Annotated in this window: 21 protein-coding genes and 1 pseudogene; 9 read left to right on the plus strand and 13 right to left on the minus strand. The window is 70.7% G+C overall.

What is annotated here, in order from left to right:
* Window positions 1–29: 29 nt before the first annotated feature.
* Entirely contained in the window at window positions 30–698 is a 669-nt protein-coding gene (locus KIK09_RS02500; RefSeq protein WP_214316954.1) for a TetR/AcrR family transcriptional regulator, read from the plus strand.
* Here KIK09_RS02500 and KIK09_RS02505 read toward each other — a convergent pair.
* Window positions 681–3,224 (minus strand): glycoside hydrolase family 2 protein, encoded by a 2,544-nt coding sequence (locus KIK09_RS02505; RefSeq protein ID WP_214316955.1) that lies wholly within the window; start codon window positions 3,222–3,224, stop codon window positions 681–683. The two genes, KIK09_RS02500 and KIK09_RS02505, sit on opposite strands and share 18 nt — an antisense overlap.
* Entirely contained in the window at window positions 3,224–4,747 is a 1,524-nt protein-coding gene (locus KIK09_RS02510) for a beta-N-acetylhexosaminidase (protein ID WP_214316956.1), read from the minus strand. Before KIK09_RS02510 ends, KIK09_RS02505 begins: the two co-directional genes overlap by 1 nt.
* 145 nt (window positions 4,748–4,892) lie before the next feature.
* Here KIK09_RS02510 and KIK09_RS02515 point away from each other — a divergent pair, with 145 nt between their 5' ends.
* Window positions 4,893–6,359, plus strand: a complete 1,467-nt coding sequence (locus tag KIK09_RS02515) for an alpha/beta hydrolase (protein ID WP_250572490.1) — start codon at window positions 4,893–4,895, stop codon at window positions 6,357–6,359.
* 39 nt (window positions 6,360–6,398) lie between these two features.
* Here the strand turns inward: KIK09_RS02515 and KIK09_RS02520 are convergent, their stop codons facing one another.
* Window positions 6,399–7,889 carry an MFS transporter gene (locus tag KIK09_RS02520; RefSeq protein WP_214316957.1) on the minus strand — a complete coding sequence of 497 codons (1,491 nt, stop codon included), beginning with the start codon at window positions 7,887–7,889 and terminating at the stop codon, window positions 6,399–6,401.
* A gap of 103 nt (window positions 7,890–7,992) precedes the next feature.
* On the opposite strand from KIK09_RS02520, the gene KIK09_RS02525 reads away from it, so the two are divergent.
* Window positions 7,993–8,586, plus strand: coding sequence for a TetR/AcrR family transcriptional regulator (locus KIK09_RS02525; protein ID WP_214316958.1), 594 nt, complete (start codon window positions 7,993–7,995; stop codon window positions 8,584–8,586).
* A 19-nt stretch (window positions 8,587–8,605) separates the two neighbouring features.
* Window positions 8,606–9,802: pseudogene (locus tag KIK09_RS60485) on the plus strand (glycoside hydrolase family 125 protein); the annotation flags it as partial.
* A 45-nt stretch (window positions 9,803–9,847) separates the two neighbouring features.
* Here the strand turns inward: KIK09_RS60485 and KIK09_RS60490 are convergent.
* Genes KIK09_RS60490 through KIK09_RS02575 form a run of 10 tightly spaced genes read right to left on the minus strand, consistent with a single transcriptional unit; the run spans window position 9,848 to window position 17,061 of the window.
* Window positions 9,848–10,570, minus strand: a complete 723-nt coding sequence (locus KIK09_RS60490; RefSeq protein ID WP_372455577.1) for a GntR family transcriptional regulator — start codon at window positions 10,568–10,570, stop codon at window positions 9,848–9,850.
* A 38-nt stretch (window positions 10,571–10,608) separates the two neighbouring features.
* A complete protein-coding gene (gene fabG, locus KIK09_RS02535; RefSeq protein ID WP_214316960.1) occupies window positions 10,609–11,367 on the minus strand; it encodes a 3-oxoacyl-ACP reductase FabG in 759 nt (252 codons plus the stop codon).
* Window positions 11,368–12,312 (minus strand): phosphotransferase enzyme family protein, encoded by a 945-nt coding sequence (locus KIK09_RS02540; protein ID WP_214316961.1) that lies wholly within the window; start codon window positions 12,310–12,312, stop codon window positions 11,368–11,370. It abuts the gene before it with no gap.
* Window positions 12,305–12,940, minus strand: coding sequence for a microcompartment protein (locus tag KIK09_RS02545; RefSeq protein ID WP_214316962.1), 636 nt, complete (start codon window positions 12,938–12,940; stop codon window positions 12,305–12,307). The genes KIK09_RS02540 and KIK09_RS02545 overlap by 8 nt, the downstream gene beginning before the upstream one ends.
* Window positions 12,937–13,218: a BMC domain-containing protein gene (locus KIK09_RS02550; RefSeq protein ID WP_214316963.1), complete on the minus strand. Its 282-nt coding sequence runs from the start codon at window positions 13,216–13,218 to the stop codon at window positions 12,937–12,939. Before KIK09_RS02550 ends, KIK09_RS02545 begins: the two co-directional genes overlap by 4 nt.
* Window positions 13,219–13,225: 7 nt before the next feature.
* Entirely contained in the window at window positions 13,226–13,459 is a 234-nt protein-coding gene (locus KIK09_RS02555; protein WP_214316964.1) for a EutN/CcmL family microcompartment protein, read from the minus strand.
* Window positions 13,460–13,461: 2 nt separating this feature from the next.
* Window positions 13,462–13,740 carry a hypothetical protein gene (locus KIK09_RS02560; RefSeq protein WP_214316965.1) on the minus strand — a complete coding sequence of 93 codons (279 nt, stop codon included), beginning with the start codon at window positions 13,738–13,740 and terminating at the stop codon, window positions 13,462–13,464.
* Complete coding sequence (locus tag KIK09_RS02565; protein WP_214316966.1) at window positions 13,737–14,330, minus strand: BMC domain-containing protein; 594 nt, start codon at window positions 14,328–14,330, stop codon at window positions 13,737–13,739. Before KIK09_RS02565 ends, KIK09_RS02560 begins: the two co-directional genes overlap by 4 nt.
* Complete coding sequence (locus tag KIK09_RS02570) at window positions 14,330–15,805, minus strand: aldehyde dehydrogenase family protein (RefSeq protein ID WP_214316967.1); 1,476 nt, start codon at window positions 15,803–15,805, stop codon at window positions 14,330–14,332. The genes KIK09_RS02565 and KIK09_RS02570 overlap by 1 nt, the downstream gene beginning before the upstream one ends.
* Complete coding sequence (locus tag KIK09_RS02575; RefSeq protein ID WP_214316968.1) at window positions 15,805–17,061, minus strand: class-III pyridoxal-phosphate-dependent aminotransferase; 1,257 nt, start codon at window positions 17,059–17,061, stop codon at window positions 15,805–15,807. The genes KIK09_RS02570 and KIK09_RS02575 overlap by 1 nt, the downstream gene beginning before the upstream one ends.
* A 178-nt stretch (window positions 17,062–17,239) precedes the next feature.
* Here KIK09_RS02575 and KIK09_RS02580 point away from each other — a divergent pair, with 178 nt between their 5' ends.
* The 5 genes from KIK09_RS02580 (at window position 17,240) to KIK09_RS02600 (ending at window position 23,776) form a co-directional block, all read left to right on the plus strand.
* Window positions 17,240–18,787 carry an APC family permease gene (locus KIK09_RS02580; RefSeq protein WP_214316969.1) on the plus strand — a complete coding sequence of 516 codons (1,548 nt, stop codon included), beginning with the start codon at window positions 17,240–17,242 and terminating at the stop codon, window positions 18,785–18,787.
* Window positions 18,784–21,000: a propanediol/glycerol family dehydratase large subunit gene (locus tag KIK09_RS02585; RefSeq protein WP_214316970.1), complete on the plus strand. Its 2,217-nt coding sequence runs from the start codon at window positions 18,784–18,786 to the stop codon at window positions 20,998–21,000. The genes KIK09_RS02580 and KIK09_RS02585 overlap by 4 nt, the downstream gene beginning before the upstream one ends.
* Window positions 20,997–21,263 carry a diol dehydratase small subunit gene (locus KIK09_RS02590; RefSeq protein ID WP_214316971.1) on the plus strand — a complete coding sequence of 89 codons (267 nt, stop codon included), beginning with the start codon at window positions 20,997–20,999 and terminating at the stop codon, window positions 21,261–21,263. Before KIK09_RS02585 ends, KIK09_RS02590 begins: the two co-directional genes overlap by 4 nt.
* Complete coding sequence (locus KIK09_RS02595) at window positions 21,263–22,228, plus strand: LacI family DNA-binding transcriptional regulator (RefSeq protein WP_214316972.1); 966 nt, start codon at window positions 21,263–21,265, stop codon at window positions 22,226–22,228. The genes KIK09_RS02590 and KIK09_RS02595 overlap by 1 nt, the downstream gene beginning before the upstream one ends.
* A 114-nt stretch (window positions 22,229–22,342) precedes the next feature.
* Window positions 22,343–23,776, plus strand: coding sequence for a flavin monoamine oxidase family protein (locus tag KIK09_RS02600; RefSeq protein ID WP_214316973.1), 1,434 nt, complete (start codon window positions 22,343–22,345; stop codon window positions 23,774–23,776).
* Window positions 23,777–23,789 lie beyond the last annotated feature (13 nt).

Below are 23,789 nucleotides of genomic sequence, written 5' to 3' on the forward strand. Positions count from 1 at the left end.
TTTAATATTAAACACTGTACAGTGTTCCCGTGGATTCGAAAAGGGGCCCCAAGCGGTCGGCCGATCCGAGGGCGGTGATCGAGGCGGCCCTCGATCTGGTGGACGGCGGCGGCCTCGCGGCGCTGACCATGCGCGCGCTCGCGGCCAAGGTCGGGCTGACGCCCGGCGCGCTCTACACCTACTTCCCCGATCGCGCGGCGATCGTGGCCGCGCTGGTCGACCGGCTGCTCGCCGAGGCCGACACCGCCGCGCTCCAGGACGCGAACCGCTCCTGGGAGCAGCGCCTGACCGACTTCGCCCTCGGGCTGCGCCGCGTCCTGCTCGAGCATCCGGGGGCCGTGCCCGCGGTGCTCGCGGGCCCGTTCACCGGCCCCGTCGCGCTCGAGGTCGGCGAGCGCATGCTCGAGGCGCTGGCCGAGGCGGGCCTGGACCCCGACGAGGCCGCCCGCGCCTCCTACACCGTGATGATCTACGTGCTCGGCGCGATCGCGCTCGAGGCGGCCGAGATCGACCCCGCGGCCCCGGCCGCCTCCGAGGACGAGCGCGTCGCGGCCAGGCGGGCGGCCTTCGCCGAGCTGGACACCGGCGCCTACCCGCTCACCCACCGGGCCGCGGACACGATCGCCTCCTACACCTCCACCGGCCAGTTCGTCTGGGGACTGCGCCGGGTGCTGAAGGGGCTAGGGGACGGGGATTGACGTGGTCGGCAGGTTGTAGCCACGCAGGCGCAGGTACGGCGGGCGGCCCCCGAGATCGGCGGCGTCGTAGGCGGCCGTGATCGTGGTGGACTCGCCCGGCCAGAGCGTGACGTAGTTGTCGGAGTAGGTGACGGGCACGACCTCCTGACCGCCGTCACCGGCGGTGATCTCGGGGCGGACGAAGAAGGCCAGCGCCGTCGGGCTGGTGTTGGCCAGGGTGATCGTGGCTCCCGTCGAGGTCCGGGACACCGCGGCGGTCACACCGGTGTTCTGCGGCAGCGAGTTCAGGCCCGTCAGGTTCGCGTAGTTCTTCGGGGTGGTCCGGTACCACGATGACTTGTTGCCGAGCGTGTCCGGCGTGGTCGAGTACCAGTAGAGGTTGGAGCTGACCACCGCGCCGGAGGAGTCCTTGAGCTGCAACCGGATGAGATAGGTCGCGGAAAGCCCGGAGATGGCGGGAAGCGTCATCACCTGGGTGCCGGCGTTGGCGTTGGCCGCGACCGGAGCCGACGCGGTGTGCTTGACCGACAGATCAGGCACGTTGTAGACGGTCGCCGTCGCGGTCAGCCCCGGCCGGTCCGTGAGCGTGGAGTTGACCACGTGGACGGCGCGGGTGAAGTAGTCGTAGCTGATGTGCACCGGCTCGGTGGCCTTGCGGGTGCCGAAGTAGCCGCCGCCGGGCTTGAGGTAGTAGTCGTAGAGGTTCCAGTGGACCGACGGCCAGGCGTTGTTCAGCATCCAGAAGATCGCGCCGAACGACTGCACGTGCTGCCTGGCGCTCCACGCCTCGAAGAAGGCCCTGGCGTTCTCGTAGTTCTGCAGCTCCGACTTGCGCGAGTAGTCGGCGGCCGACGCGGCCGTGCCGTACCGCCTGGTGATGCCGTCGGTGAACGGGGTGATGTTGTCGAAGACGCTGCGCGGCTTGCCGGCGTGGTAGTTGAACGCCGTGCCGATCGGCCAGAGGTCGGCCGGGGCGAGGAAGCGCTGCAGCGACTCAAGCGGCGGCGGCGACTCGGTGCCCTCCTCGGCGGTGGTGCCGAACGCGCTGCCCGCGCGCGACGTGTCCCACCACAGCACCGGCGGCTCCCAGACGTAGGGGCCGTCCATCTTGACGCCCGCGTCGGCGTTGGACCAGGTGGCGACGTTGTCCAGGGTGGGGTTCTGCCAGTGCAGCCCGGCGGCGACGTTCTTGTAGGCGGTCAGGTGGGCGGCGGTCGGCGGCTGGTCGCTGCCGTAGGCCCAGACGAAGACCGAGGGGTGGTGGCGCAGGCTGCGCAGCTGGCTGTCGAGCGACTGCTGGGCGACCTGGGTCTGCTCGGCGGTCCACGTGCTGTCGTTCTCCCAGGCGCTGCAGCAGACGAACCCGGGCATGACGAGGATGCCGGCCCTGTCGGCCATGTCGTAGAGCTCCTCGTTGCCGAGCGTGCCCTCGAGCCGGATCGTGTTCAGCCCCATGCCCTTGACGTAGGCGATGTGCGCGGCGTTGGTCTTGGTGTCCCAGCGCTGCATCAGGTCCCAGACGTAGCCGCCGCCGCGCAGCAGGATCGGCCTGCCGTTGATCTTGTAACCGGCGAATGACGTGCCGTTGACCGTGGTGCGGTAGTCGGTGACCTGGCGGATGCCGAAGTCGATGGCCGCGCTGTCGGACGTGCCGGCGTTCAGCGCCAGGTGGTAGAGCTCGGGACTGCCGAACTGGTAGGGCCACCAGAGCACCGGGTTGGTGACGTGAATCGGGGCGAAGGCCACTTCCCGCCGCTCGCCCGCGGCGAGGGTAACGCTCTGGCTGAGGTTGAGGGTTGATTGCCCCGGCTTGGTGATCGTCCCAGTGATCGTTGTGGTGACCGGGGCGTTCGTGGCGTTGACGGCGTCCACGTAGGCGTTGAGGTCGGCCGCTCCCCCGGACAGCGTGGTCCGCACGTACGGGTCGCGCAGCGCGACGGCGCCGGTGGTGTCGACGGACATGGTGTTCCAGATGCCGGCGTTCATGTCCGGCGCCTCGGGGTTCCAGTCCACCGTGCAGATCGACAGGTCCTTGCAGTCGTGCGCGGGCGGCGTCACCTTGATCGCGATGGCGTTCGCGGCGCCGGGCCTGATGAGCGGCGTCACGTTGTACTCGTGCCTGACCAGGGTGCCGACGGCGTTCGCGTCGACCTGGGTGCCGTTGAGCCAGATCTGCGCCCGGTAGCTGATGCCCTTGAAGCGCAGCCAGAACGCCTGCCCGGTCCCGGCGGTGAACTCGCCGCGGTACCACCAGTCCTGGGTGGTCAGGTCGGGCACGCTCTTGAGGTTCTGCCCGAAGTAGACGTCCTGGTAGACGTTGTTCTTGACCAGTACGGCCAGCACCGTGGAGGGCAGCTCGACGGGATACCAGCCGGCCGTGCCGTACCCGACCTGCGAGATCGTGGCGCCGGTGTCGGATAGGCCGGTGGCCGAGCGCAGGGCCCAGCCGGGCGCGGCGGAGGCCTGCACGGGGAAGACGGTGACGGCGATGAACAGGGCTAACGCGGACAGCACTCTCTTGATCATCAGGAACCTGCCGGCCAGGAGATCTGGGTGGAGTGGTAGTAGTTGACCCCCATGACACGCCAGCGCGGCCCCTGCGCGGCGAGCCGTGACTTGAACGCGGTCCAGTCGTGCGTGCTCTGCGGCGACCAGCCCAGCTCGGCCAGGGCGGGCAGCCGCGGGAAGGCCATGTAGTCGATGTCGGCGCCGGTGCGGATCGTCTCGGTCCACAGCGGTGCCTCCACGCCGAGGACCTGCGAGGAGGGCAGGCCGCTCAGGAAGGTGGCCGGGTCCCAGCCGTAGGCGTCGCGCACCTCGATCACGCCCGCCCAGGTCTGCCCGAGCGGCGTCCGCCTGTTGTACTTCATGTCGAGGTAGGCCCGGCTCGCGGGCGACATGATGACCTTGCGCCCGGCGCCCGCCACGGCCGCGTTGCGGGTCGAGGTCCCCCAGTACTGCGCGACCGTCGAGGGCAGCGGGGTGGCGTTGACGATGTCGTGCCAGCCGATCACGGTCTTGCCGTGGGCGAGGGGCTGCACCCTGTTCATGAACGTCTTGTAGTCGGCCGCGGAGGTGGAGCTGGCCTCGTCGCCGCCCAGGTGCAGGTAGGGCCCGGGGGTGATGGCCGCGAGCTCGCCCAGCACCTGGTCGACGAAGGTGTAGGTGATCTCCTTGGAGACGCACAGCGAGCTGAAGCCCACGTCGGTGCCGGTGTAGAGGGGCGGGGCGACGCCGTTGCAGTTCAGGTCGGCGTAGGAGGCCAGCGCGGCGTTGGTGTGCCCGGGCATGTCGATCTCGGGGATGATCGTGACGCTCCTGGCGGCGGCGTAGGCGACGAGCTCCTGGTACTGGGCCTTGGTGTAGTAGCCGCCCGGGTCGCCGCCGACGGCCGTGCTGCCGCCGTAGGTGGCCAGGCGGGGCCAGCTGTCGATCACGATGCGCCAGCCCTGGTCGTCCGACAGGTGCAGGTGCAGGACGTTGATCTTGTAGAGCGCGATCTGGTCGACGTACCGCTCCACCGCGGACAGCGGGAAGAAGTGCCTGGCCACGTCCAGCATCGCGCCCCGGTAGGCGTAGCGCGGCTGGTCCACGATGCGGCCGCCGGGGACCTGCCACGGTCCCGGCTGGACGGTGGGGCTGTCGGCGGTGGGAGGCAGCAGCTGGCGCAGCGTCTGCACGCCGTAGAAGAGCCCGGCCGGCTTGTTGGCGCTGATCGTGATCGCCGCGGCGGTCACGTCGAGCTGGTAGGCCTCGTCACCGCCGGGCGCGCCGGTCAGGCGCAGCGAGATGCCGTCGGCGGGCGGCGCCGAGGCGATCGGCACCGGGTAGCCGGTGGAGCGGCGTAACTGCTGCGCCAGCAGGTCGCCGGTCCCAGGCACGTCGGAGTAGACGCTGGCCGAGGAGGTGATCTGGTAGGTGACCCCGGACGCGGGGACCGAGCTGACAGGCGCGGGCACCACCGCCCCGAAGGACACGACCGCCCTGGCGGGAGCTGAGACCCCACAGGTGACCAGGACGAGGGATACGAGCACGACCCGAATTCGCATGGCGGCCTCCGTGATCAGCTGATATCACCATACGGACGCCTCGGGTGGTAGTAAATAACCTTCCTAACAACTTCCTGGCAGCAACCCCCCGCCGCCCTCGCGCGTCTAGCACTCACCTGTCATTTCGATGAAACGGATGCGCCCTATGCGACGCTTAGCGCGGCTCCTCGTGCCGCTTCTGGCCGTCCCGCTGGTCTCGGGACCGGCCATGGCCGAGGCCAGACCGCTGGCCCGGTACTACTCCCAGCACCTGGCCTGGTCCGCCTGCGGCGGCGGCTTCGAGTGCACCGACCTCAAGGTGCCGCTCGACTACGCCAAACCGAACGGCGAGCAGCTGAAGATCAAGGTGATCCGGCTGAAGGCCTCCGGCAAGGACCGGATCGGTTCGGTCGTGCTGAATCCCGGCGGGCCCGGCGGCTCCGGGGTGGACTACGCGAAGGCCGCCAAGACCGTCGTCTCCCCGCAGATCAGGGCGCGCTTCGACGTCGTCGGCTTCGACCCGCGCGGCGTGGCCGCCTCCTCCCCCGTCCACTGCCTGACGAGCAAGCAGATGGACCGGTACGCGGCGCTGGACGCCACGCCCGACACGCCGGCCGAGGCCAAGGCGCTGCGGGCGGGCGCCAAGGAGTTCGCCGACTCCTGCAAGGCCAGGTCGGGCAAGCTCCTGGCGCACGTGGGCACCGCCGACGCCGCCCGCGACATGGACGTGCTGCGGGCCGCGCTCGGCGACAAGGGCCTGACCTACCTCGGCAAGTCCTACGGCACCTTCCTGGGCGCCACGTACGCGGAGCTGTTCCCCAAGAACGTGCGGACCATGGTGCTCGACGGCGCGCTCGACCCGACGCTGTCCAGCTTCAAGCTGAACGTGGCCCAGGCCAAGGGCTTCGAGGTCGCCTTCGCGGCCTTCGCCGAGGACTGCTTCAAGGCCACGGACTGCCCCTTCGCGGGCACCACCGCGGACGCCGCCTTCGCCGAGACCGCGGCGCTGCTGAAGAAGGCCGACAAGAAGCCGCTGCGCAACAGCCAGGACACGCGGAAGATCAACGAGTCCATCGCCGTGATGGGCGTGCTGACCCCGCTCTACGACCACCAGGCGTGGCCGGTCCTGCGCATCGCGCTCAAGCAGGCCTTCAAGGGCGACGGGACGATTCTGCTGCGCATCTCCGACCTGTACTACGAGCGCAAGGACGACGGCAGCTACTCCAACCAGACCGACGCCAACCTGGCGGTCAACTGCCTGGACCACCCCACGACCAGGAACCCGGCCGTCTACGAGAAGCAGGCCCGCGAGGCCGCGAAGATCGCGCCCCACTTCGGGGCCTACATCGGCGGCGGGGCCAACCCGTGCGTGTACTGGCCGGTCAAGGCGACGGGCAAGGACAGGGCACTGCACGCCAAGGGCGCGCCGCCGATCCTCGTGGTGGGCACCAAGCGCGACCCGGCCACGCCGTACGCGTGGGCGCAGGCGCTGGCCAAGCAGCTGAAGTCGGGCATGCTGCTCAGCTACGACGGCGACGGACACACCGCCTACCGCACGGGCTCGACCTGCGTGGACACGGCGGTCGACGCCTACCTGATCGACAGGAAGGTCCCCGAGACCCGCGACTGCTGACGGCTTCGGGGCCCGTACGACGGTACGGGCCCCGGAACGTCACGAACCATCGAGGAGGCGTTCCACCTCACGGTCGTGCGCCTCGATCTCGGCCCTGGCCGCCTTCGGGCTCCACCTGCCCGCCAGCGGCAGCATGAGCGGGATGAAGACGAGCTGGGCGACCACGCAGATCCAGAACCAGGTCTGCCACTGCCCCGGCGCGATGGCCGCGGCGGCCTTGATCTCGGCCAGCTTCTCCACCAGCGCCGGCGGCGGGTTGGCGCCGGCCTGCTTGGCCGCCGCCAGGTAGGCCGGCGCCTCGACCAGCGTGTTCATGCTGCTGACCACGTACGGCACGAAGAACAGCGAGGCCGTGACCACGATGCGGATGATCCAGCCCCACACGGCCAGTCCGGTGGCGGTCAGCGCGGGGTTGCGCCGCTCGACCGTCTCGGTGAAGGCCGCCATCCACGGCGCGTAGGCGATCGCCAGCCCGGCGGCCAGCACACTGATGATCAGCGCGAGCGTGCCGTAGCCGGTGTCGGGATGGGTGGCCCTGGTCAGGAACACGATCGTCATCGCGACCGCGATCACGGTGCCCACCACCATGAACGGCTTGCGCACCCGCAGCCGGTCGGACAGGATGCCCGCGATCACCAGCGCCACCGCGTCGACCGCCCAGTACCAGGCGTTCAGCCCGTTGGCCTGCGAGGTGGTGAACGCGAAGATCGTGGTCAGGTAGATGGTGAAGAAGCCCACCGCGGTGTAGTAGATCAGCAGAAAAATCGAGATGCCCAGCGCGGGCAGGATGATGTCCCTGCGCATCATCTGCCGCCACGGGTGCGACAGGTCCACGTCGAGCTGCTTGGCCCGGGCCTCGATGATCTTCCTGTCGCGGACGCTGACCATGATCTGGTCGCGCAGGCCCGGCGCGAGCTCGCGCAGCCCGAACAGGGCGACGACGAACATGATCAGGCCGACCACGCCGACGATGTAGAACTGGCTCTCCCAGGTGAGCAGCCTGGGCAGCGTGGCGGTGGCCACCCAGCTCACCACGAGGCTGCCGACGACCGGGCCGAGGGTCCAGAAGCCCATCGCCGAGGCCCGGCCGAGCTGCGGGGAGAAGTCCCTGACCAGTGCGGGGGTGGCGACGAGGATGACGCCCTCGACGATGCCGACCACGACCGACAGGATCGCGAAGACGACGGAGTTCGGCGCCGCGGGCAGCACGAACATCATCACGCCGGTGATCAGCAGGCCGTAGGTGACGAGGTTGGCCCGCCCCCATCGGTCGGCCAGCCCCGCGGCCAGCGAGGCGAACGCGCCGAACAGGTTCGCCACCACCAGCATGTTCACGTAGAACGTGAACGACATCTTGTAGTGCTCCAGGATCAGCGGGGCCACCCCGCCGCCCACGTAGAGCTCGTAGTAGAGGACGACCGTGGCGAGCACGGCCACGGTCAGGTACCAGAGGCGGGGCCCGGTGTCGGGGTAGCTCTGGAGCTGGCGGTTCCACAGCCGGGACGGGTGGGCGTCGGAGATTGTTGCCATCGCTGCTCCTGCCTGGCGAGCCCGCTCCCCCGCAACGGCATAAACAAGCGTTCATATAGTCGTACGTCGGCTCCCAGCGACCGTCAAGTGCGACACTTGGCGCATGGGCTCCCCCGCACGTGACCTGACCGCCGCGGCCGTCGAGCTGTTCTACGAGCAGGGCGCCCAGGCGACCACGGTCCGGGAGATCACCAAGGCGTGCGGGCTGACGGCCGGAGCGCTCTACAACCACTTCACCTCCAAGGAGGAGCTGCTCTTCACCGTCATCATGGGCAGCCACGCCACCCTCGAGCAGCTGGTGGTCGCCGCCCAGGCGGAGGCCGCGGGGCCGCGCGGGCAGTTCGTCGCGATCGTGCGGGTCTACGTGGAGCAGCACGCGCAGCACCGCAAGTCCTCGCGGGTGGCCAACCGCGAGTACGGCCAGCTAGGCAAGGACCGCCGGGCCGAGATCGTGTCCATCAGGCGGCGGCTGCGCGACCGTTTCATCCGTGTCATCGAGGCCGGGGAGCGTTCGGGGGACTTCAGGCTGGACGGGGTCTCGGCCACGATCGTGGCCCGGGCGATTCTGGACATGTGCGTGCACATCAGCGCCTGGTTCCACGAGGGGCAGCCGCTGTCGATCGCCGAGCTCCAGGACCGCTACGTCCGCCTCGCGCTGCGCATGGTGGGCGCGAGTGATGGTCACCGACCAGAATGACGTCATGACTTTTCAGGACATGGTGGGCCGGATCCCGGATTCGCTGGAGGAGCTCGCCCTGGCCGTCACCCGGGACCTGGGCGGCCACCCGGCGGCCGGGCTGGTCCGCGGCTGCCTGACCAACACGTGGGCGACCTCGATGCGGCCCGTGGGCGACGGTGAGGTGTTCGTCATCACCGGCGACATCCCCGCCATGTGGTTACGCGACAGCACCGCCCAGGTCAGGCCGTACCTTGCGGTGGCCGGGCAGGATCCGTCGGTGGCCGACGCGCTGGCCGGGGTGTCGCGGCGGCAGGTGCGCTACGTGCTGACCGACCCGTACGCCAACGCCTTCAACGAAGGCCCGGACGGCGGGCGCGCCTATCCGTTCGACGTGCCGCCGCCTGGGCCGTGGGTGTGGGAGCGCAAGTACGAGGTGGACTCGCTCGCCGCCGTGCTGCAGCTGGCGTACGCGCTGTGGCGGGCGACCGGGCGGACCGATCACCTGGACGACCGCTTCACCGAGGCGGCGTGGGCGATCGTCCGGCTGTGGCGGCTGGAGCAGCGGCACGACGGCTCGCCGTACGCCTTCGAGCGGAACGAGGGGCCGTGGGCGGGCGACAGCCTGTCGGGGACGCCGGTGGGGTGGACGGGGATGACGTGGTCGGGGTTCCGGCCGAGCGACGACCCGTGCAGCTACGGCTACCTGGTGCCGTCGAACGCGCTGGCGAGCGTGAGCCTGCGCGGGCTGGCCGAGATGACCGCGGACGCGGAGCTGGCCCTGGAGAGCCTGGCGCTGGCGGACGAGATCGACGCGGGGATCCGGGCACACGCGGTCGTGGACGGGGTGCTGGCCTACGAGGTGGACGGGCTGGGCGGGGCGCTGCTGGCCGACGACGCGAACCTGCCGAGCCTGCTGTCGCTGCCGTTCACCGGCTGGTGCACCTATGACGACCCGCTCTACCTGGCCACCAGGGAATTGGTCCTGTCCCCCGCCAATCCCTGGTACTTCTCCGGCAAGGCGGCGGCGGGGATCGGCAGCCCGCACACCGAGCCCGGCTACGTCTGGCCGCTCGCCCTGGCGGCCCGCGGCCTGACGGCACCCGGCGAGGCCGAGGAGATGCTCGCGGTGCTGGCGCGCACGACCGGCGGCACGGGCCTCATGCACGAGAGCTTCGACGCCGACGACCCGTCCAGGTTCACCCGCGAGTGGTTCGGCTGGGCCAACGCCATGTTCGCCGAACTCGCGATGACGCTGACCGGCCCCCCCTCACCCCGCTGTTCAGCCGAGGTCGATGAGGCGGCCGTTCTCGCGGGCGGAGGCGGCCGTGCCGATGCCGCCGGGGATGCGGACCAGGACCCTGGTGCGGTCGGCGCGGAACAGGTCGTGGGAGTACTCGAACGGCCTGCCGGAGGAGTCCAGCGCCGTCCTGGTGATGGCCAGGGCGGGCGTGCCCTCCGGCACCTCCAGGACCGCCGCTTCCTCGGGGCCGCAGGCCACCGCCTCGATGCGCTCGATGGCCTCCGCGGGACGCGTGCCGTACCGCGCGTCGAGCAGCTCGTAGAGCGAGCCGCCGAGCGGCAGGTCGAGCAGGCCGGGGAAGAGCGCCGCGGGCAGGCGCGCCCGCTCGAGCGACAGCGGCGCGCCGTCCGCGAGCCGGATGCGGACGATCTCGGCGACCAGGTCGCCCGGCTCGAGCCCGAGCGCGGCGGCGGTGACCTCGGGCGCGGGCACCAGCGCGGCGCTGACCACCCGCGACCCGGCGGTGAAACCCTGCTCGCGCAGCAGCGCGGGCACGCCGACCACGGTGGACAGGTCGCGCTCGACCATCGGGTGGCTGACGAACGTGCCGCCGCCTCTGCCCTGCACCCGCCGCACCGACCCGGACTCCTCCAGCAGCGCGAGCGCCTGTCTGAGAGTGGTACGGCTGACGCCCAGGCGCAGGGCCAGCTCCCGTTCCCCGCCGATCCGGTCACCCGGCTGCAGGGCCCCGGAGGCGATCATGGCCAGCAGGTCGCGGCGGGCCGTGGAGACGTCGCCCACTACATCTGACCCAGGGCGTCCTGCGACTCCGGCAGCACCTGCCCGCCGTCCACGACGAGCGGGTGGCCGGTGATGTAGGCGGCCTCGTCGCCGGCCAGGAACAGGCAGGCGTAGCCGATGTCGTCGACCGTGCCCAGGCGCCTGAGCGGGATGGCGGCCTCCATGCCGCGCAGGTACTCCTCGCCCAGGTCGGCCAGCCCCTCGGTGGCGATGTTGCCGGGCAGGACGGCGTTGACCGTGATGCCCTTGGGCGCCAGCTCCATGGCGGCGGTGCGCATGAAGCCGAGTTGCCCGCTCTTGCTGGCGCCGTAGTGGGTCCAGCCGGGGTAGCCGGTCATCGGGCCCGTGATCGAGGAGGTGAGGATGACGCGGCCGCGGCCGGAGGCGGCCAGCGCGGGCAGGCACGCCTTGACGGTCAGCATGGTGCCCTTGAGGTTGACGCCGAGCACCTCGTCGATGTCGGCCTCGGTCATCTCCTCTAGCCGCCTGTCGGGGAAGATCCCTGCGTTGGCGCAGAGGACGTCGATGCCGCCGTGCCGTTCGATCGCCGTCGCGGCGATGCGCTCGCAGTCCGCCGCGCTGGACACGTCACCGGCGGCGAAGCTCATGCCGTCGGGCAGCTTCTCCGGCGCTTCGGGCCCGCGCCCGGTGATCAGCACCCGGGCCCCGGCGCGCGCGAAGACGGCCGCTATCCCCTTGCCGATGCCTTTGGTGCCGCCGGTGACCACGACCGAGCGTCCCGCCACGGATGTGAACATCTACAGTCCTCCCAGATAACGCTCGGCCAGCTCGCAGCTGCCCAGGGTGTAGCCGGCGCCGAGCGCCCTGGCCTCGTCGACGGCCGAGTGCGAGCCGATCCAGGCCACCAGCAGCAGCCGGCGGAACATCACGAACGTCCACAGCTCCTTCTCGTCCTCGGCGGGCAGCTCGAGCACGCTCCGGTAGCCGCGCACCCACGAGTCGATCATCTCCGGAACCTGCGGGTAATGCTCGATAAAGCTGACAGCGGCTCCGAAGTCGTACATGTACCAGCCGAAACCGCAGTCGTCGAAGTCGATGACGCTGACCCGCGAGCCGTCGGTGAGCAGGTTGGCCAGTCGCAGGTCGGCGTGGATCAGCCCGAACCGATCGGCCGTGTGCCCGTAGCGTTCGAGCCGCTCGTGCAGCACCCTCTCCAGCCGCCCCAGCACCTCGCGTTCCCCGGCGCCGACGCCGATGCCGTCCTGCCAGCGGCCCCAGCGCGCCGCGGGCCCGAAAGCGGCCTCGAAGTCCCAGGTGAAGCGGGTGAACCCGGGCGGGCGCGGCCAGGTCCTGGCGTGACCGTGCATCCGGGCGGTGATCGCGCCCAGCTCGTGGAAGTCCTCGACCAGCCGGTCCTCGGCGGGCTCCGCGCCCGGTAAGAACTCGAACATCACGCAGTTGCGCTCGCCCTCGACCACCAGCGAGCCGTCGCGCGCGGGGATGACGCGGGGCGTGCTGATCCCCGCCTGGTCCCGCAGCGCGTCCAGCCAGGCCAGTTCCGACCTGATGGAGTCGGTCGAGTGGTAGCCGGGCCTGTGCACGCGAAGGATCGTGGCCGAGCCCGTGTCGGGGTCGTCGACCCGGTAGGTGGTGTTCTCCGAGACGTTGATCAGCGTCGCGCGGGCCCGCGGGGACAGGCCGTAGCGCGCGAGCGCCGGACCTACGGCCCGCTGCTCATCCATGTGACCTCCCGTCCAGCCCGTCCAGCGCTTCGGTGATCGCGTCGCGCGCCTTGAGTATGGACCCGGTGGAGCCGCTGAGGTAGAGGCGGCCCGCGGCGCCGATCATCTGCACGTCGACCAGGGTGTTGTCGGGTGCCGCCTTCTCCGCCTCGTTCGCCGCCAGCGCCGCGAACAGCGCCGGCGTCACCTCGTAGACCAGCAGCGTCTCGCCGGGCAGGACCATCGACGCCTGCCGGTTCCTGTTGATGATGACCGCGTGCTGGTCGGTGAGGTCCTCGATCACGTCCTGGTAGAGGATCTTGGGGCGCAGCCGGTCGGTCTCGGCGGCGCCGATGCCCTCCAGCACGGCCGCGCCGGCCCGCCGTACCTCGGCCAGGTCGGAGGAGTGCACCTCGAGCACGCCGAACTGCCGCTCCACGAACAGGATGCCCGGCTCCACGCCGGGGACCGCGCGCAGCGCCAGGTCGATGACGCGCTCGATGGCCAGGCCGGGCGCGACCTCGACGATCACCGCGTGCTGCCCCTCGAAGGGCGGGTAGCCGCGTGCCCGCGTCGGCGTGGCCAGGTAGGCGGCGAACTGCCGCTGCAAGTCCTCGATCAGCAGGTAGACGCGGAGCTCGGTGGTCATTCGTTGGCGACGGGGAAGGCGCGCGCCAGGTCGGCGTGCGGGCGCGGGATGACGTGCACCGACACCAGCTCGCCCACGGCGGAGGCCGTCTCCGCGCCGGCCTCGGTGGCGGCCTTGACCGCGCCGACGTCGCCGATCACGGTGACGGCGACCAGCCCGGCGCCCACCTGCTCACGGCCGACGATGGTGACGTTGGCCGCCTTGACCATGGCGTCGGCGGCGGCCAGCGCGGCCACGTACCCCTTGGTCTCGATCAGGCCGATCGCGTTGTTGGACATGTCTCTCCTACTCGTCGATGGAACCGATGATCAATGCGTCGATGGGTGGATTGTCCGGCAGGTGGGCGGCGGCGACGGATCCCTGGACGATCAGCACCCGCTCGCCGGGGCCGCTGCCGAGGGTGTCGAAGGCGACGAGCCGGGCGCCGCCGTCCAGCTCCACTTCGAGGAAGGCGCCGCTGGGCAGCCCGTCGAGCCGCTTGGTCGCCCAGACGCTGCCGATGACGGTCCCGCGCACCATGGCTAGTCCTCCCTTTCGACCGTGACGCCGGTGGCCCTGATCCTGTCCCTGGCCAGCGGCGTCAACACCGCTCGCGGCCCGAGCACCAGCTTGGCCCCGGCCTTGGCGGCCGCGTTCACGTGCCGCTCGGTGACGGCGCCGCGCTCGATCCGGTGTACGGCCTGCGGCCCGGGAGGCCGGTCCACCTCTCCCGGGGGCCTGAGCCCGGCCTTGATCCCCTGCTCGGCCAGCACCTCGCGCAGTACCTCGCGGATCAGGGCGCGCAGCTCGTCGGGGTTCACGACAGCGCCTCCATGGCCGCCTCGGCCGCCTGCCGTACGTCCGACTCGTTGCCGGACAGGTAGACCCGCCCGGTGGCGCCCATCATGCGGTAGTCGACCACCTTGATCTCGGCGGCCTTCTCGGCCTCGTTCGTGGCCAGGATGGCGTAGGAGGCGGGCTGGCATTCGAGCACGAACAGCGACTCGCCGGTAAGCGCCATCGAGCCGAGCTTGTTGCGGTTGATCAGAAAGGCGTGCTGCCCGTCGAGCCGCGGGATGATCCGCGAGGCCAGCACCTTGGGCTTGGCCGTCTGGTCCGCGGTGGTGCCGAGCGCTTCCAGCACGGCCTCACCGGCGGCGCGCACCTGCGCGGTCTGCCCGTGGAACTCCAGGTAGCCGAACTGCCGCTCGACCACCAGGATCCCGGCGCGCACGTCGGCGTGCTTGATCGCCACATCGGTCAGCGGCTCGATGTCCAGCCCGGGCGCGACCTCGACGACCTGCGCCGCCATGCCCTGCCTGGGCAGCGAGCCGCGGATCCAGGTGCCCAGGTAGCACATGGTCTGCGGCTGCAGCCGGTCGATGAAGATGAACGAGCGCAGCTCCGCCATCAGGCACCCCGCATGGCGGCGAGCTCTTCGAGGATGAGCCGCCTGATCTCGGCCCGCAGCGCCTGGTCCCCGTCACCGGCCGCCGGTCGCGCGGGCGGCCGCGGGTCGCTCGCGGCGTTCGAGGCGTGCGGGTACGGCGGGACGGCTCCGGTGGGCGCGTGCCACGGATCCAGTCCCGAAAAATCGGGAAACGTGGTGTCGGTGCCGGACGCCAGGCGGGTCCAGTTGATTAGGTGGGCGGGGTTGAGGTTCTCCCCCACGGAGGACCCGCCGACGAACCCGGTGCCGATCGTCATCGACGGGGCCAGCCCGGTGGTGATCCCCGCGCTGCCCAGGCTGTTGCCCGCGTTGACGGAGACGCGCAGGACCGGGACGGCCGCGCCGTACTTCATGATCGTGGCGGCGTCGGTGCTGTGGATCGCGGCCGAGTGGCCCGCGCCCGAGATGCGCAGGACGGCCTGCGCCGCCCGGATGCCGCCCTCGGCCGAGGGGACCCGGAGCAGGCCGAGGACGGGCATGAGCTTCTCGCGGGCCAGGGGTTCCTCTGGCACGGCCAGGTCGAAGGGCGCCAGGAGGACCTTGGTGCCCGCGGGGACGCGGAACCCGGCGCGCTCGGCGACGCGGACCGCGCTCTGCCCGATGTTCTCCCGGTCGCCGACGGCCGCGCGCAACCGGTCGAGGCCGTCTGCCACCAGGTGCGCGCCCTCGCGGGACAGCGCGGACAGCAGCGTGTCGTAGGCGGCGTCCTCGACGATGAGGACGGACTCGTTGGTGCAGAGGATGGAGTTGTCGAAGCTCTTGCTCTCCACGATGCGCCGCGCGGCGGCGGGCAGGTCGGCGGTGCGGTCGACCAGGACCGGCACGTTGCCCGGCCCGACGCCGATCGCCGGGTTGCCCGAGCGGTAGGAGGCGTGCACGACCGCGGGACCGCCGGTGGCCACGATCAGGTCGGTGCGCGGGTCGGCCATCAGCGACTCGATGAGCGGGATCGTGGGCTCCTCGACGACCTGGACGATCCCGTCCGGCGCCCCGGCCGCGACGGCGGCCTCGCCGAGCACGCGGGCGGCGTCGGCACAGCACTCCTTGGCCAGCGGGTGCGGGCTGACCACGACCGCGTTGCGCGTCATGAGGGCGAGCAGCACCTTGAAGTAGACCGTGGCGACCGGGTTGGTCGAGGGCGTGAGCGCGAGCACCACGCCGGCCGGCCGCGGCACCGAGACGATCTTCCGCGCGGGGTCGATCGAAGGGGAGACGAAGTCCTGGCCCGCGTAGATCTCGACCAGGCCGGTCGAGCAGGCCAGGTTCTTGACGACCTTGTGCTCGGCCACGCCGAGCCCCGTCTCCTTGACGGCCCGTTCGGCGTAGCGGGCGGCGTTGTCGGCGGCGACCCTGGCCACGGCGGCCACGACCCGGTCGACGGCGGGCTTGTCGTAGGTGGCGTAGGCGCGGGCGGCCCAGCGGGCGCGGTCGAGCATCACGGCCTCGCCTGCGCGATGGCGTGAGCCGTACGGTCGAGCAGCTCGTCCACCAGCGGCGGGCTCAGCAGGATGCCCGGTTTGTACTGCAGGACGCGCGGATCGAGCGTCGAGAAGATCGCCCACACCCCGTTCTCGTACAGGCTGCGCATGACGAACTTGGCCCCCTCCGGATGGTCGAACTCCAGGCCGATGACCACGCCGTTCTGCCGGATCCCGGTGAACCAGCCCGCGTTGTCGGCCTTGATGCGCTCCAGCCCGCTGCCGACGGCGTCGCTGATGTAGTGCACGACCGAGCGGGTCTCCGGCCGGGTGCAGATCTCCAGCGTCTTCATCGCGGCCACGCAGCCGAGTTCGGCGCCGCCGAAGGAGGCCATGTGCGCGAAGCCGTCCTCGGTGAGCCAGCCGGCGCAGCGCTCGCTGACCAGCACGGCCGCGATCGGGTAGATCCCGCCCGACAGGCCCTTGCCGGTGACCAGCAGGTCGGGCTCGATGCCGTGCTTGGTGATGCCCCACAGCTCGCCGGTGCGCATCAGCCCGGTCTGCACCTCGTCGGCGATGTAGAGGGTGCCGTGCGACTCGCACAGCCGTTTGACGGCCTCCAGGTAGCCGGGTTCGGGGAGCGGGAAGCCGTACGTGGCCGGGATCGTCTCCATGATCACGGCGGCCACGTCGCCACCCGACAGGGCCTGCTCCATCGCCTCGAGGGAGTTGAACGGCACGTGGGTGAAGTCCGACGGCTGGTCCGACAGGAAGATCTTGGAGAAGCGGTCGTCGCCCGTGCCCACGGCCAGCCCGGTGTGGCCGTGGTAGGCCTTGATGACCGAGACGATCCTGCGCCTGCCGGTGGCGTGGCGGGCGGTCTTGAGCGCGATGTCGATGGCCTCGCCGCCGCCGCTGGCGTAGATGACCTTCGACAGGCCGGGCGGGGCGGTCTGGATGAGCCGCTCGGCCAGCGCGGTGCGCGCCAGCGAGGGGAAATGGTGGTTGCCGATGTCGAAGCGGTCCATGGCCTGGCGCACGGCCGCCACGACCTCGGCGTTGCGGTGGCCGATGTTGTACGTGCCGCCGTTGAGGTGCACGTCGATCAGGCGCTTGCCGGTGACGTCGTAGAGGTAGTAGTCCTCCCGCCGGTCGATGACCAGCGGGACTCCGGAGTCCTCCCAGAACTGGGTCTTGCCCGGATTCCAGAACTCCTTGGACTTGGCCAGCACCTCGTCCTTGGATTCGAAAGCGAATATCCCGTAGTCGAGCATGCACGCCCCAACGGTCCGCGAATCGGTACAGGATCGACATCTAAAAGGTCCAACCGAAGGCCGTCAAGAGGATGTAACAAACCGTAAATAACAAGCCATTGAAGTTGACTACATAGAGATGTCAGCATTTCGCCCAGTACGTATGGTTCGGGGGCCTGCCCAAGGAGGCTGCTGACCGGTGAGCACCATCCAAGACAAGAGCGAGGTCCAGCGGCTCAAGCCGGGAGCCGTGGGCCTGCTCGCGGTCCTGTTCATGGCCGTGGCGAACGCGGCCCCTATCACCGCCATGACCGGCAACGTCCCCATCGCCGTGGGCTTCGGCGACGGTGTCGGCGTGGCCATGGCCTTCGCCTTCGCGACCGTCGTGCTGAGCATCTTCGCGGTGGGCTACACCGCGATGGCCAGGCACATCACCGCGACGGGCACCTTCTACGGCTTCATCTCCCACGGGCTCGGCCAGCTGTGGGGCATGATCTCCGGACTGATGGCGACCGTCGCCTACATCGTGTTCGAGGCGTCGCTGATCGGCATCTTCGCCTCCTTCGCCAAGAACGCGGTCGAGGGCTTCGGCGGGCCCGCGATCAGCTGGATCTGGTACGCGCTGCTGGCCATCGCCGTGATCAGCGTGCTCGGCTACCGGAACATCGCGCTGTCGGGCCGGGTGCTCGGGGTGTTCCTGGTCTCCGAGGTCACCGTGCTGACGCTGCTCGGCGTGTCGATCCTGATCCAGGGCGGCGGACCCGACGGACTGCTGCCTGAGGCGCTCAACCCCGTGTCCGCCTTCCAGTCCGTGGCCGACGACGCGGCGGCGGGGATCACCGGCAGCGCGGCGATCGGGCTGTTCTTCGCGTTCTGGTCGTGGGTGGGCTTCGAGACGACGGCCGTCTACGGCGAGGAGTCGCGCAACCCGCGCAAGATCGTGCCCAAGGCCACCATGATCGCGGTGATCGGGCTCGGCGTCTTCTACACGATCATCTCCTGGCTGTGCGTGGCCGCCAACGGCAAGGCCCAGGCCATCGCCATCGCCCGCGGCAGCACGGGCAACGCCTTCGACCTGTGGTACGGCATCACCGAGCACTTCCTGGGCGGGTGGGCCAAGAGCCTGTACCTGATCCTGGCGGTGGCCGGGTCGTTCGCCTGCGCGCTGGCCTTCCACAACGCGGCCTCCCGCTACATCTACGCGATGGGCCGTGAGGGCCTGTCGGCCAGGCTCAAGCGCACCATCGGCGCCACCCACGACTCGCACGGCTCGCCGCACATGGCCTCGATCGTGCAGTCGGTGATCACGCTGCTGATCACGGTGGGCTTCTTCTGGCTCCAGGCGCCGACCAAGGCCGCGCCCGACGTGGCCTACTTCCACCTGTACGGGCTGATGGCCATCCTGGGCACGGCGATGCTGCTCATCGTGCAGACGATCTGCTCGATCGCGGTGATCTCCTACTTCCACGTCAAGGGCAACCATCCTGAGACCAAGCACTGGTGGCGGACGCTGATCTCGCCGGTCATCGGGGCGCTCGGCATGGGCTACGTGGTGTTCCTGCTGTTCAGCAACATCGAGTTCGCCGCCGGCGCGGCGGCAAGCAGCCCGGTCTTCACCGCGATCCCCTACCTCATCGTGGGCATCTTCCTGGTGGGGCTGGCGATCGGCCTGACGCTGCGGCTACGCAGCCCCGAGCGGTACGCGATGATCGGCCGCACCATCCTGGAGGAGGCGCACGAGCGATGAAGCCCATCGGCCGGGTCCGGTACATGGACGCCCAGCGCGTCAATCTCGACGGGTTCGCCGTGGAGGATCCGGCACTCGGCCTGGTGGCGTTGCGCTCGCCGTACGATCCGGAACCGAGCCTGACCGTCAGCGGCGGTCAGGTGAGCGAGATGGACGGGGTGCGGGCGGAGGACTTCGACTCCATCGACGCCTTCATCGCCGCGCACGGCCTGGACCTGGCCGTGGCCGAGGAGGCGATGGCGCTGTCCGACGTCGAGCTGGCCAGGATGATGGTCGATCCGTCCGTGCCGCGGGCGGAGGTGGTACGGCTGTGCGGCGGGATCACCCCGGCCAAGATGGCCAGGGTGGTCGCGTTGCTGCGGCCGGCCGAGCTGACCATGGCGATGACCAAGCTGCGGGCCCGGCGTACGCCGTCCAACCAGGCGCACGTGACCAACCGGCTCGACGATCCGCTGCTGCTGGCCGCCGACGCGGCCACGGCGGCGGCGTTCGGTTTCCGCGAGCTGGAGACGACCGTGCCCGTGCTGGGCGACGCCTGGTCGAACGCGGTGGCGGTCAGCATCGGCTCGGCCGCCGGCGCCGCAGGGGTGCTCGTGCAGTGCTCGGTGGAGGAGGCGATGGAGCTGGAGCTGGGCATGCGCGGCTTCGCCTCCTACGCCGAGACGATCTCCATCTACGGCACGGAACGGGTCTTCACCGACGGCGACGACACGCCTTGGTCGAAGGCGTTCCTGGCCTCGGCCTACGCCTCGCGCGGCATGAAGATGCGCGTCACCTCGGGCGCGGGCGCCGAGGTGCTGATGGGCGAGCCGGAGCGGCGCTCCATGCTGTACCTGGAGTCGCGGTGCGTGTCGCTGGCCAGGGCGATGGGCGCGCAGGGCGTGCAGAACGGCGGCATCGACGGCGCCAGCGTGGCCGCCGCCGTGCCGCGCGGGGTGCGCGAGCTGATGGCCGAGAACGTCATGGTGATGGCGCGCGGGCTGGAGTCGTGCTCGGGCAACGACGCGCTGATGTCGGAGTCGGACGTGCGCCGCACCTCGCGCACGCTGCCGATCCTCCTGGCCGGCAGCGACTACGTCTGCTCGGGCTTCGGCTCGATCCAGCGCTACGACAACATGTTCGGCCCCTCGCAGTGGAACGCCGAGGACGTCGACGACTTCCTGGTCATGCAGCGCGACTGGGGCGTCGACGGCGGCCTGCGTACGGCTCCCGCCGATCTGGAGGGCCTGCGGCGGCGGGCGGCGCGAGCCGTACAGGCCGTGTATCGATATTTCGGGCTTTGCGACTACAGCGACGCGCAGGTGGAGGCGGCCGTGGACGCGGCCGGGTCCAAGGACCTCGTGGAGTCCGACGGCGCCACCGTGCTGGCCATTTCCGGAAAAATCCGCTCATCCAGGTTGACGATGGATGATGTCGTGAAGGCGCTGCGGGAGACCGGCTTCGCCGTGGAGGCGGGGCGACTCGACGCGATGCTGCGCGCCCGGCTCGACGGCGACCACCTGCAGACGGCGGCCATCTTCACCGAGGACATGCGGGTGCTGTCGGCCGTCACCGATCCCAACGACTACGCGGGACCCGGCACCGGCTACGAGCCCTCTCCTGTACGGCAGGCCGAGATCGACGCCATCCGGCAGGCCCGCTCGGTGGAGGACCTGCGCGACGAGCAGCTCGCCCACCGCACTTCTGTGCGGGTGCTCGGACCCGCGGGCCCGGGCAAGGATCCGGGCGAGGTGGTGATCGGCCTGTCCCCCGCCACCGGGCGCGACGTCTGGCTGACGCTGTGCGGCATGCCCGTCGTGGACGTGCTGGGCGAGCTGCTGGCGGGGCTGGCCGAGGAGGGCTGCACGGGCCGGGTCGTGCGCTTCAACGACACCATCGACCTGGGCATGATCGGGCTGTCGGCGGCGCGGCTGTCGGGGTCGGGCATCGGGATCGGGCTGCAGGGCAAGGGCACCGCGCTCATCCACCGCAGCGACCTGGCGCCGCTGGCCAACCTGGAGCTGTACTCGATCGCGCCGGCGCTGTCGGCCGCCGACTACCGGCTGCTCGGCGCCAACGCCGCCCGCCACGCCCGCGGCCTGACACCCGCGCCCGCCCGCAACCCCTACACCGACGAGGCCATCGAGGCCCGCTACCACACCAAGGTCGTGTCGCTGATCGCCATCGAACGCGGCCACTGCACCGGAGCGGCGCCGGAGGAGCTGAGCCTGTGAACCGCATCTCACCGCAGACCCTGCGCCACCAGGCCGAGGTGGCCCTGACCCACGGCAACCCGCAACTGGCCGCCAACTTCCGGCGCGCCGCCGAGCTGGCGACCCTGTCGGACGAGGACGTGCTGCGCGTCTACGAGGCGCTGCGGCCCGGCCGTTCCAAGTACGACGAGCTGTCCGATCTGGCCGACTGGCTCGAGGCGAACGGCTGCCCGCTGACCGCGGCCCTGGTCAGGGAGGCGCGCGACCACCCGCCCACGCGCTGATGGTCAACATCCGCCAGGTGGCGGCCGCCGCCGGGGTGTCCATCGCCACGGTCTCCAACGCGCTCAAGGGCACGGGCAGGGTCTCGGACGGCACGCGCGACCGGGTCCGGCGCGTCGCCCACGACCTGGGGTACGGCCAGGCGTCCCGGCACGTGCTGGGGCTGGCGGTGACGACCTTCGGCGACCGGTCGTGGAACTTCGCCGGGGTCGACTACTTCGCCCGGTCCATCAGCACGGCCACGGCCGCCGCGCACGCCCGCGGCTACGCGCTGACCGTGCTGCCCGCCTCGCTGGGGACCGCCTCGTGGCGGTCGCTGCCGGTGGACGGTGTGCTGCTGATCGACAGCCCGCAGGACGATCCGGTGGTGCGCACGCTGCGCGGCAGGGGCCTGCCGATCGCCTTCGACGGGCGGCCTGAGGAGGTGCGGCCGGGCGAGGCCTGGGTGGACAACGACCACGCGGCCGCCAGCCGCAGCGTGCTCGACCAGCTGGCCGCGCAGGGCGCGCGGCGGGTGGCGCTCGTGGCCGGTCGCGGGCGCGACCACTACAACCGGGCGTGGATCGCCAACTACCGGGCCTGGTGCGCCTCGCGGAGCCAGGCCGAACTGCTCGTCAGCGCCTCGCGGCCGGACGCGGCCGAGGCGCTGCTCGGGCTCGCCGAGCCGCCCGACGCGATCTACACCACCTACGACTGGGGGCGGGAGCTGCTGGCCCTGGCCCGCCGGCGCGGGCTGCGGGTTCCCGGGGACCTGATGCTGGCCTGCGTCAGCGAGGATCCGCGTTACGCGGCCACGGATCCGCCGGTGACGACGCTGTCGCTGCTTCCCGGGACCTCGGTCGCGCTCGCGGTCGACGCGCTGGTGGACCTGGTCGAGTGCGTTCCCGTGGCGCCGCAGCCGCCGGTGCCGACGCGGCTGGCCGTACGGGAGTCGACGCTGCGAATATCGTCGTTGATTAACAGTTAAGCAACCGAATCTGCAGTTCTTTATCGGAATTTATGCTGATTTCGGGATACGATCTTCGGGATTGCCTGACTCTCACCCCCCAAGGAGACGGCCATGCCCTCAGGTGGATCTCTCGTGTCCAGGCGGACCTTCATGGCCGCGGGCGGCGCGCTCGCGCTCGGCGCGGTCACCCCGATCCAGGCTCTCGCGGCGCCCCGCCGTAGTCCGCACGACGCGCGCGTCGTCGTGGTCGGCGCCGGGCTCGCGGGCGTGACCTGCGCGTACCGGCTCGCGCGGCGCGGTGTGAACGTGCGGCTGTTCGAGGCGCGCGACCGGGTGGGCGGGCGCTGCTGGTCGGCCAGGGACTTCGCCGGAGGGCAGGTGGCCGAGCACGGCGGCGAGTTCGTCGACACCCGCCACGTCCACCTGCGCAGGCTCGTCAAGGCGCTCGGGCTCAGGCTCGACGACCGCGAAGCCCGCTCCCCCAAGCACGTCAGGGGTGTGCTCGACCTGCACGGCAAGGTTCGCGACCGGGCGAGCGTCTACAAGGACATACCGCTGGTCATCAAGCGGATCACCCGCGACGCCAGGCGGATCGGCGGCTACCGCTACGACCGGGCCTCGCGGGCGGCGCGCGCCTTCGACGAGATGTCGGTGCGCGACTGGCTCGACGCCAACGTGCCCGGCTCGCTGCTGGCCACCGCGCTCGCCGACGGCGTGGCCGGATTCTGGGGCGGCGACGCGGAGGACCTGAGCGCGATCAACCTGATCGAGCAGTTCGTGGCGCCCTACGAGGGGGCCGACGAGCGCTGGCTCATCCACGGCGGCAACGACCAGGTGCCCAACCTGCTCGCGGACAAGCTGCCCGAGGGGTGCCTGCAACTGGAGACGCCGCTGACGGCGGTCCGGCGCTCGGGGAACGGCTACCGGCTCGACTTCGGCTCCTCCGGTGAGGTGGAGGCGGATTTCGTGGTCTTCGCGCTGCCCTTCACCACGCTGCGCAGAGTCGACCTGACCCACGCCGGGCTCAGCGCCCGCAAGCTGGACGCCATCGCCCACCACGGCATGGGCACCAACGCCAAGGTGATGCTGCAGTTCTCCGACAAGTTCGCCACGCACCACCGGTGGAACGGCAGCCTGTCCAGCGACAGGCCGCGCTGGAGCACCTGGGACAGCTCCATCGCCGACGGCGGCGGCGAGAGCCTCCTGACGATCTTCTCCGGCGGTACGGCGGGCGCCTCCTACCCCGCCACCCAGCCGCACGGCCCCGCGCCCGACTCGGTGGTCTCCCGCTCGCTGGCCTGGCTCGACCGCCACATCCCCGGCCTCGCCGACTCCTACAACGGCAACTCGTGGCTGGACTCCTGGGTCGACGACCCGTGGGCGCACGGCTCCTACGCCACGTTCCGCCCCGGCCAGTACACCAGGTACTGGGGCCTTTCCAAGCTCCCCGAGGGCCGCCTGCACTTCGCCGGCGAACACACCAGCACCCACAGCCAGGGCTACCTCAACGGCGGCGTCGAAAGCGGCGAACGCGCCGCCCGGGAGATCCTCACCGCTCTGGGCTGACGCGGCGGGGTAG

Source organism: Nonomuraea sediminis (genome assembly GCF_018531495.1).
GTDB classification, from domain to species: Bacteria; Actinomycetota; Actinomycetes; order Streptosporangiales; family Streptosporangiaceae; genus Nonomuraea; species Nonomuraea sediminis.

Excerpts from the sequence above, each read along its gene's own strand:
- KIK09_RS02505 (WP_214316955.1), bottom strand. The coding sequence starts at position 3,224 with ATGATCAAGAGAGTGCTGTCCGCGTTAGCCCTGTTCATCGCCGTCACC.
- KIK09_RS02510 (WP_214316956.1), bottom strand. The coding sequence starts at position 4,747 with ATGCGAATTCGGGTCGTGCTCGTATCCCTCGTCCTGGTCACCTGTGGG.
- KIK09_RS02515 (WP_250572490.1), top strand. The coding sequence starts at position 4,893 with ATGCGACGCTTAGCGCGGCTCCTCGTGCCGCTTCTGGCCGTCCCGCTG.
- KIK09_RS02520 (WP_214316957.1), bottom strand. The coding sequence starts at position 7,889 with ATGGCAACAATCTCCGACGCCCACCCGTCCCGGCTGTGGAACCGCCAG.
- KIK09_RS02525 (WP_214316958.1), top strand. The coding sequence starts at position 7,993 with ATGGGCTCCCCCGCACGTGACCTGACCGCCGCGGCCGTCGAGCTGTTC.
- KIK09_RS60490 (WP_372455577.1), bottom strand. The coding sequence starts at position 10,570 with ATGATCGCCTCCGGGGCCCTGCAGCCGGGTGACCGGATCGGCGGGGAA.
- fabG (WP_214316960.1), bottom strand. The coding sequence starts at position 11,367 with ATGTTCACATCCGTGGCGGGACGCTCGGTCGTGGTCACCGGCGGCACC.
- KIK09_RS02540 (WP_214316961.1), bottom strand. The coding sequence starts at position 12,312 with ATGGATGAGCAGCGGGCCGTAGGTCCGGCGCTCGCGCGCTACGGCCTG.
- KIK09_RS02545 (WP_214316962.1), bottom strand. The coding sequence starts at position 12,940 with ATGACCACCGAGCTCCGCGTCTACCTGCTGATCGAGGACTTGCAGCGG.
- KIK09_RS02550 (WP_214316963.1), bottom strand. The coding sequence starts at position 13,218 with ATGTCCAACAACGCGATCGGCCTGATCGAGACCAAGGGGTACGTGGCC.
- KIK09_RS02555 (WP_214316964.1), bottom strand. The coding sequence starts at position 13,459 with ATGGTGCGCGGGACCGTCATCGGCAGCGTCTGGGCGACCAAGCGGCTC.
- KIK09_RS02565 (WP_214316966.1), bottom strand. The coding sequence starts at position 14,330 with ATGGCGGAGCTGCGCTCGTTCATCTTCATCGACCGGCTGCAGCCGCAG.
- KIK09_RS02570 (WP_214316967.1), bottom strand. The coding sequence starts at position 15,805 with ATGCTCGACCGCGCCCGCTGGGCCGCCCGCGCCTACGCCACCTACGAC.
- KIK09_RS02575 (WP_214316968.1), bottom strand. The coding sequence starts at position 17,061 with ATGCTCGACTACGGGATATTCGCTTTCGAATCCAAGGACGAGGTGCTG.
- KIK09_RS02585 (WP_214316970.1), top strand. The coding sequence starts at position 18,784 with ATGAAGCCCATCGGCCGGGTCCGGTACATGGACGCCCAGCGCGTCAAT.
- KIK09_RS02595 (WP_214316972.1), top strand. The coding sequence starts at position 21,263 with ATGGTCAACATCCGCCAGGTGGCGGCCGCCGCCGGGGTGTCCATCGCC.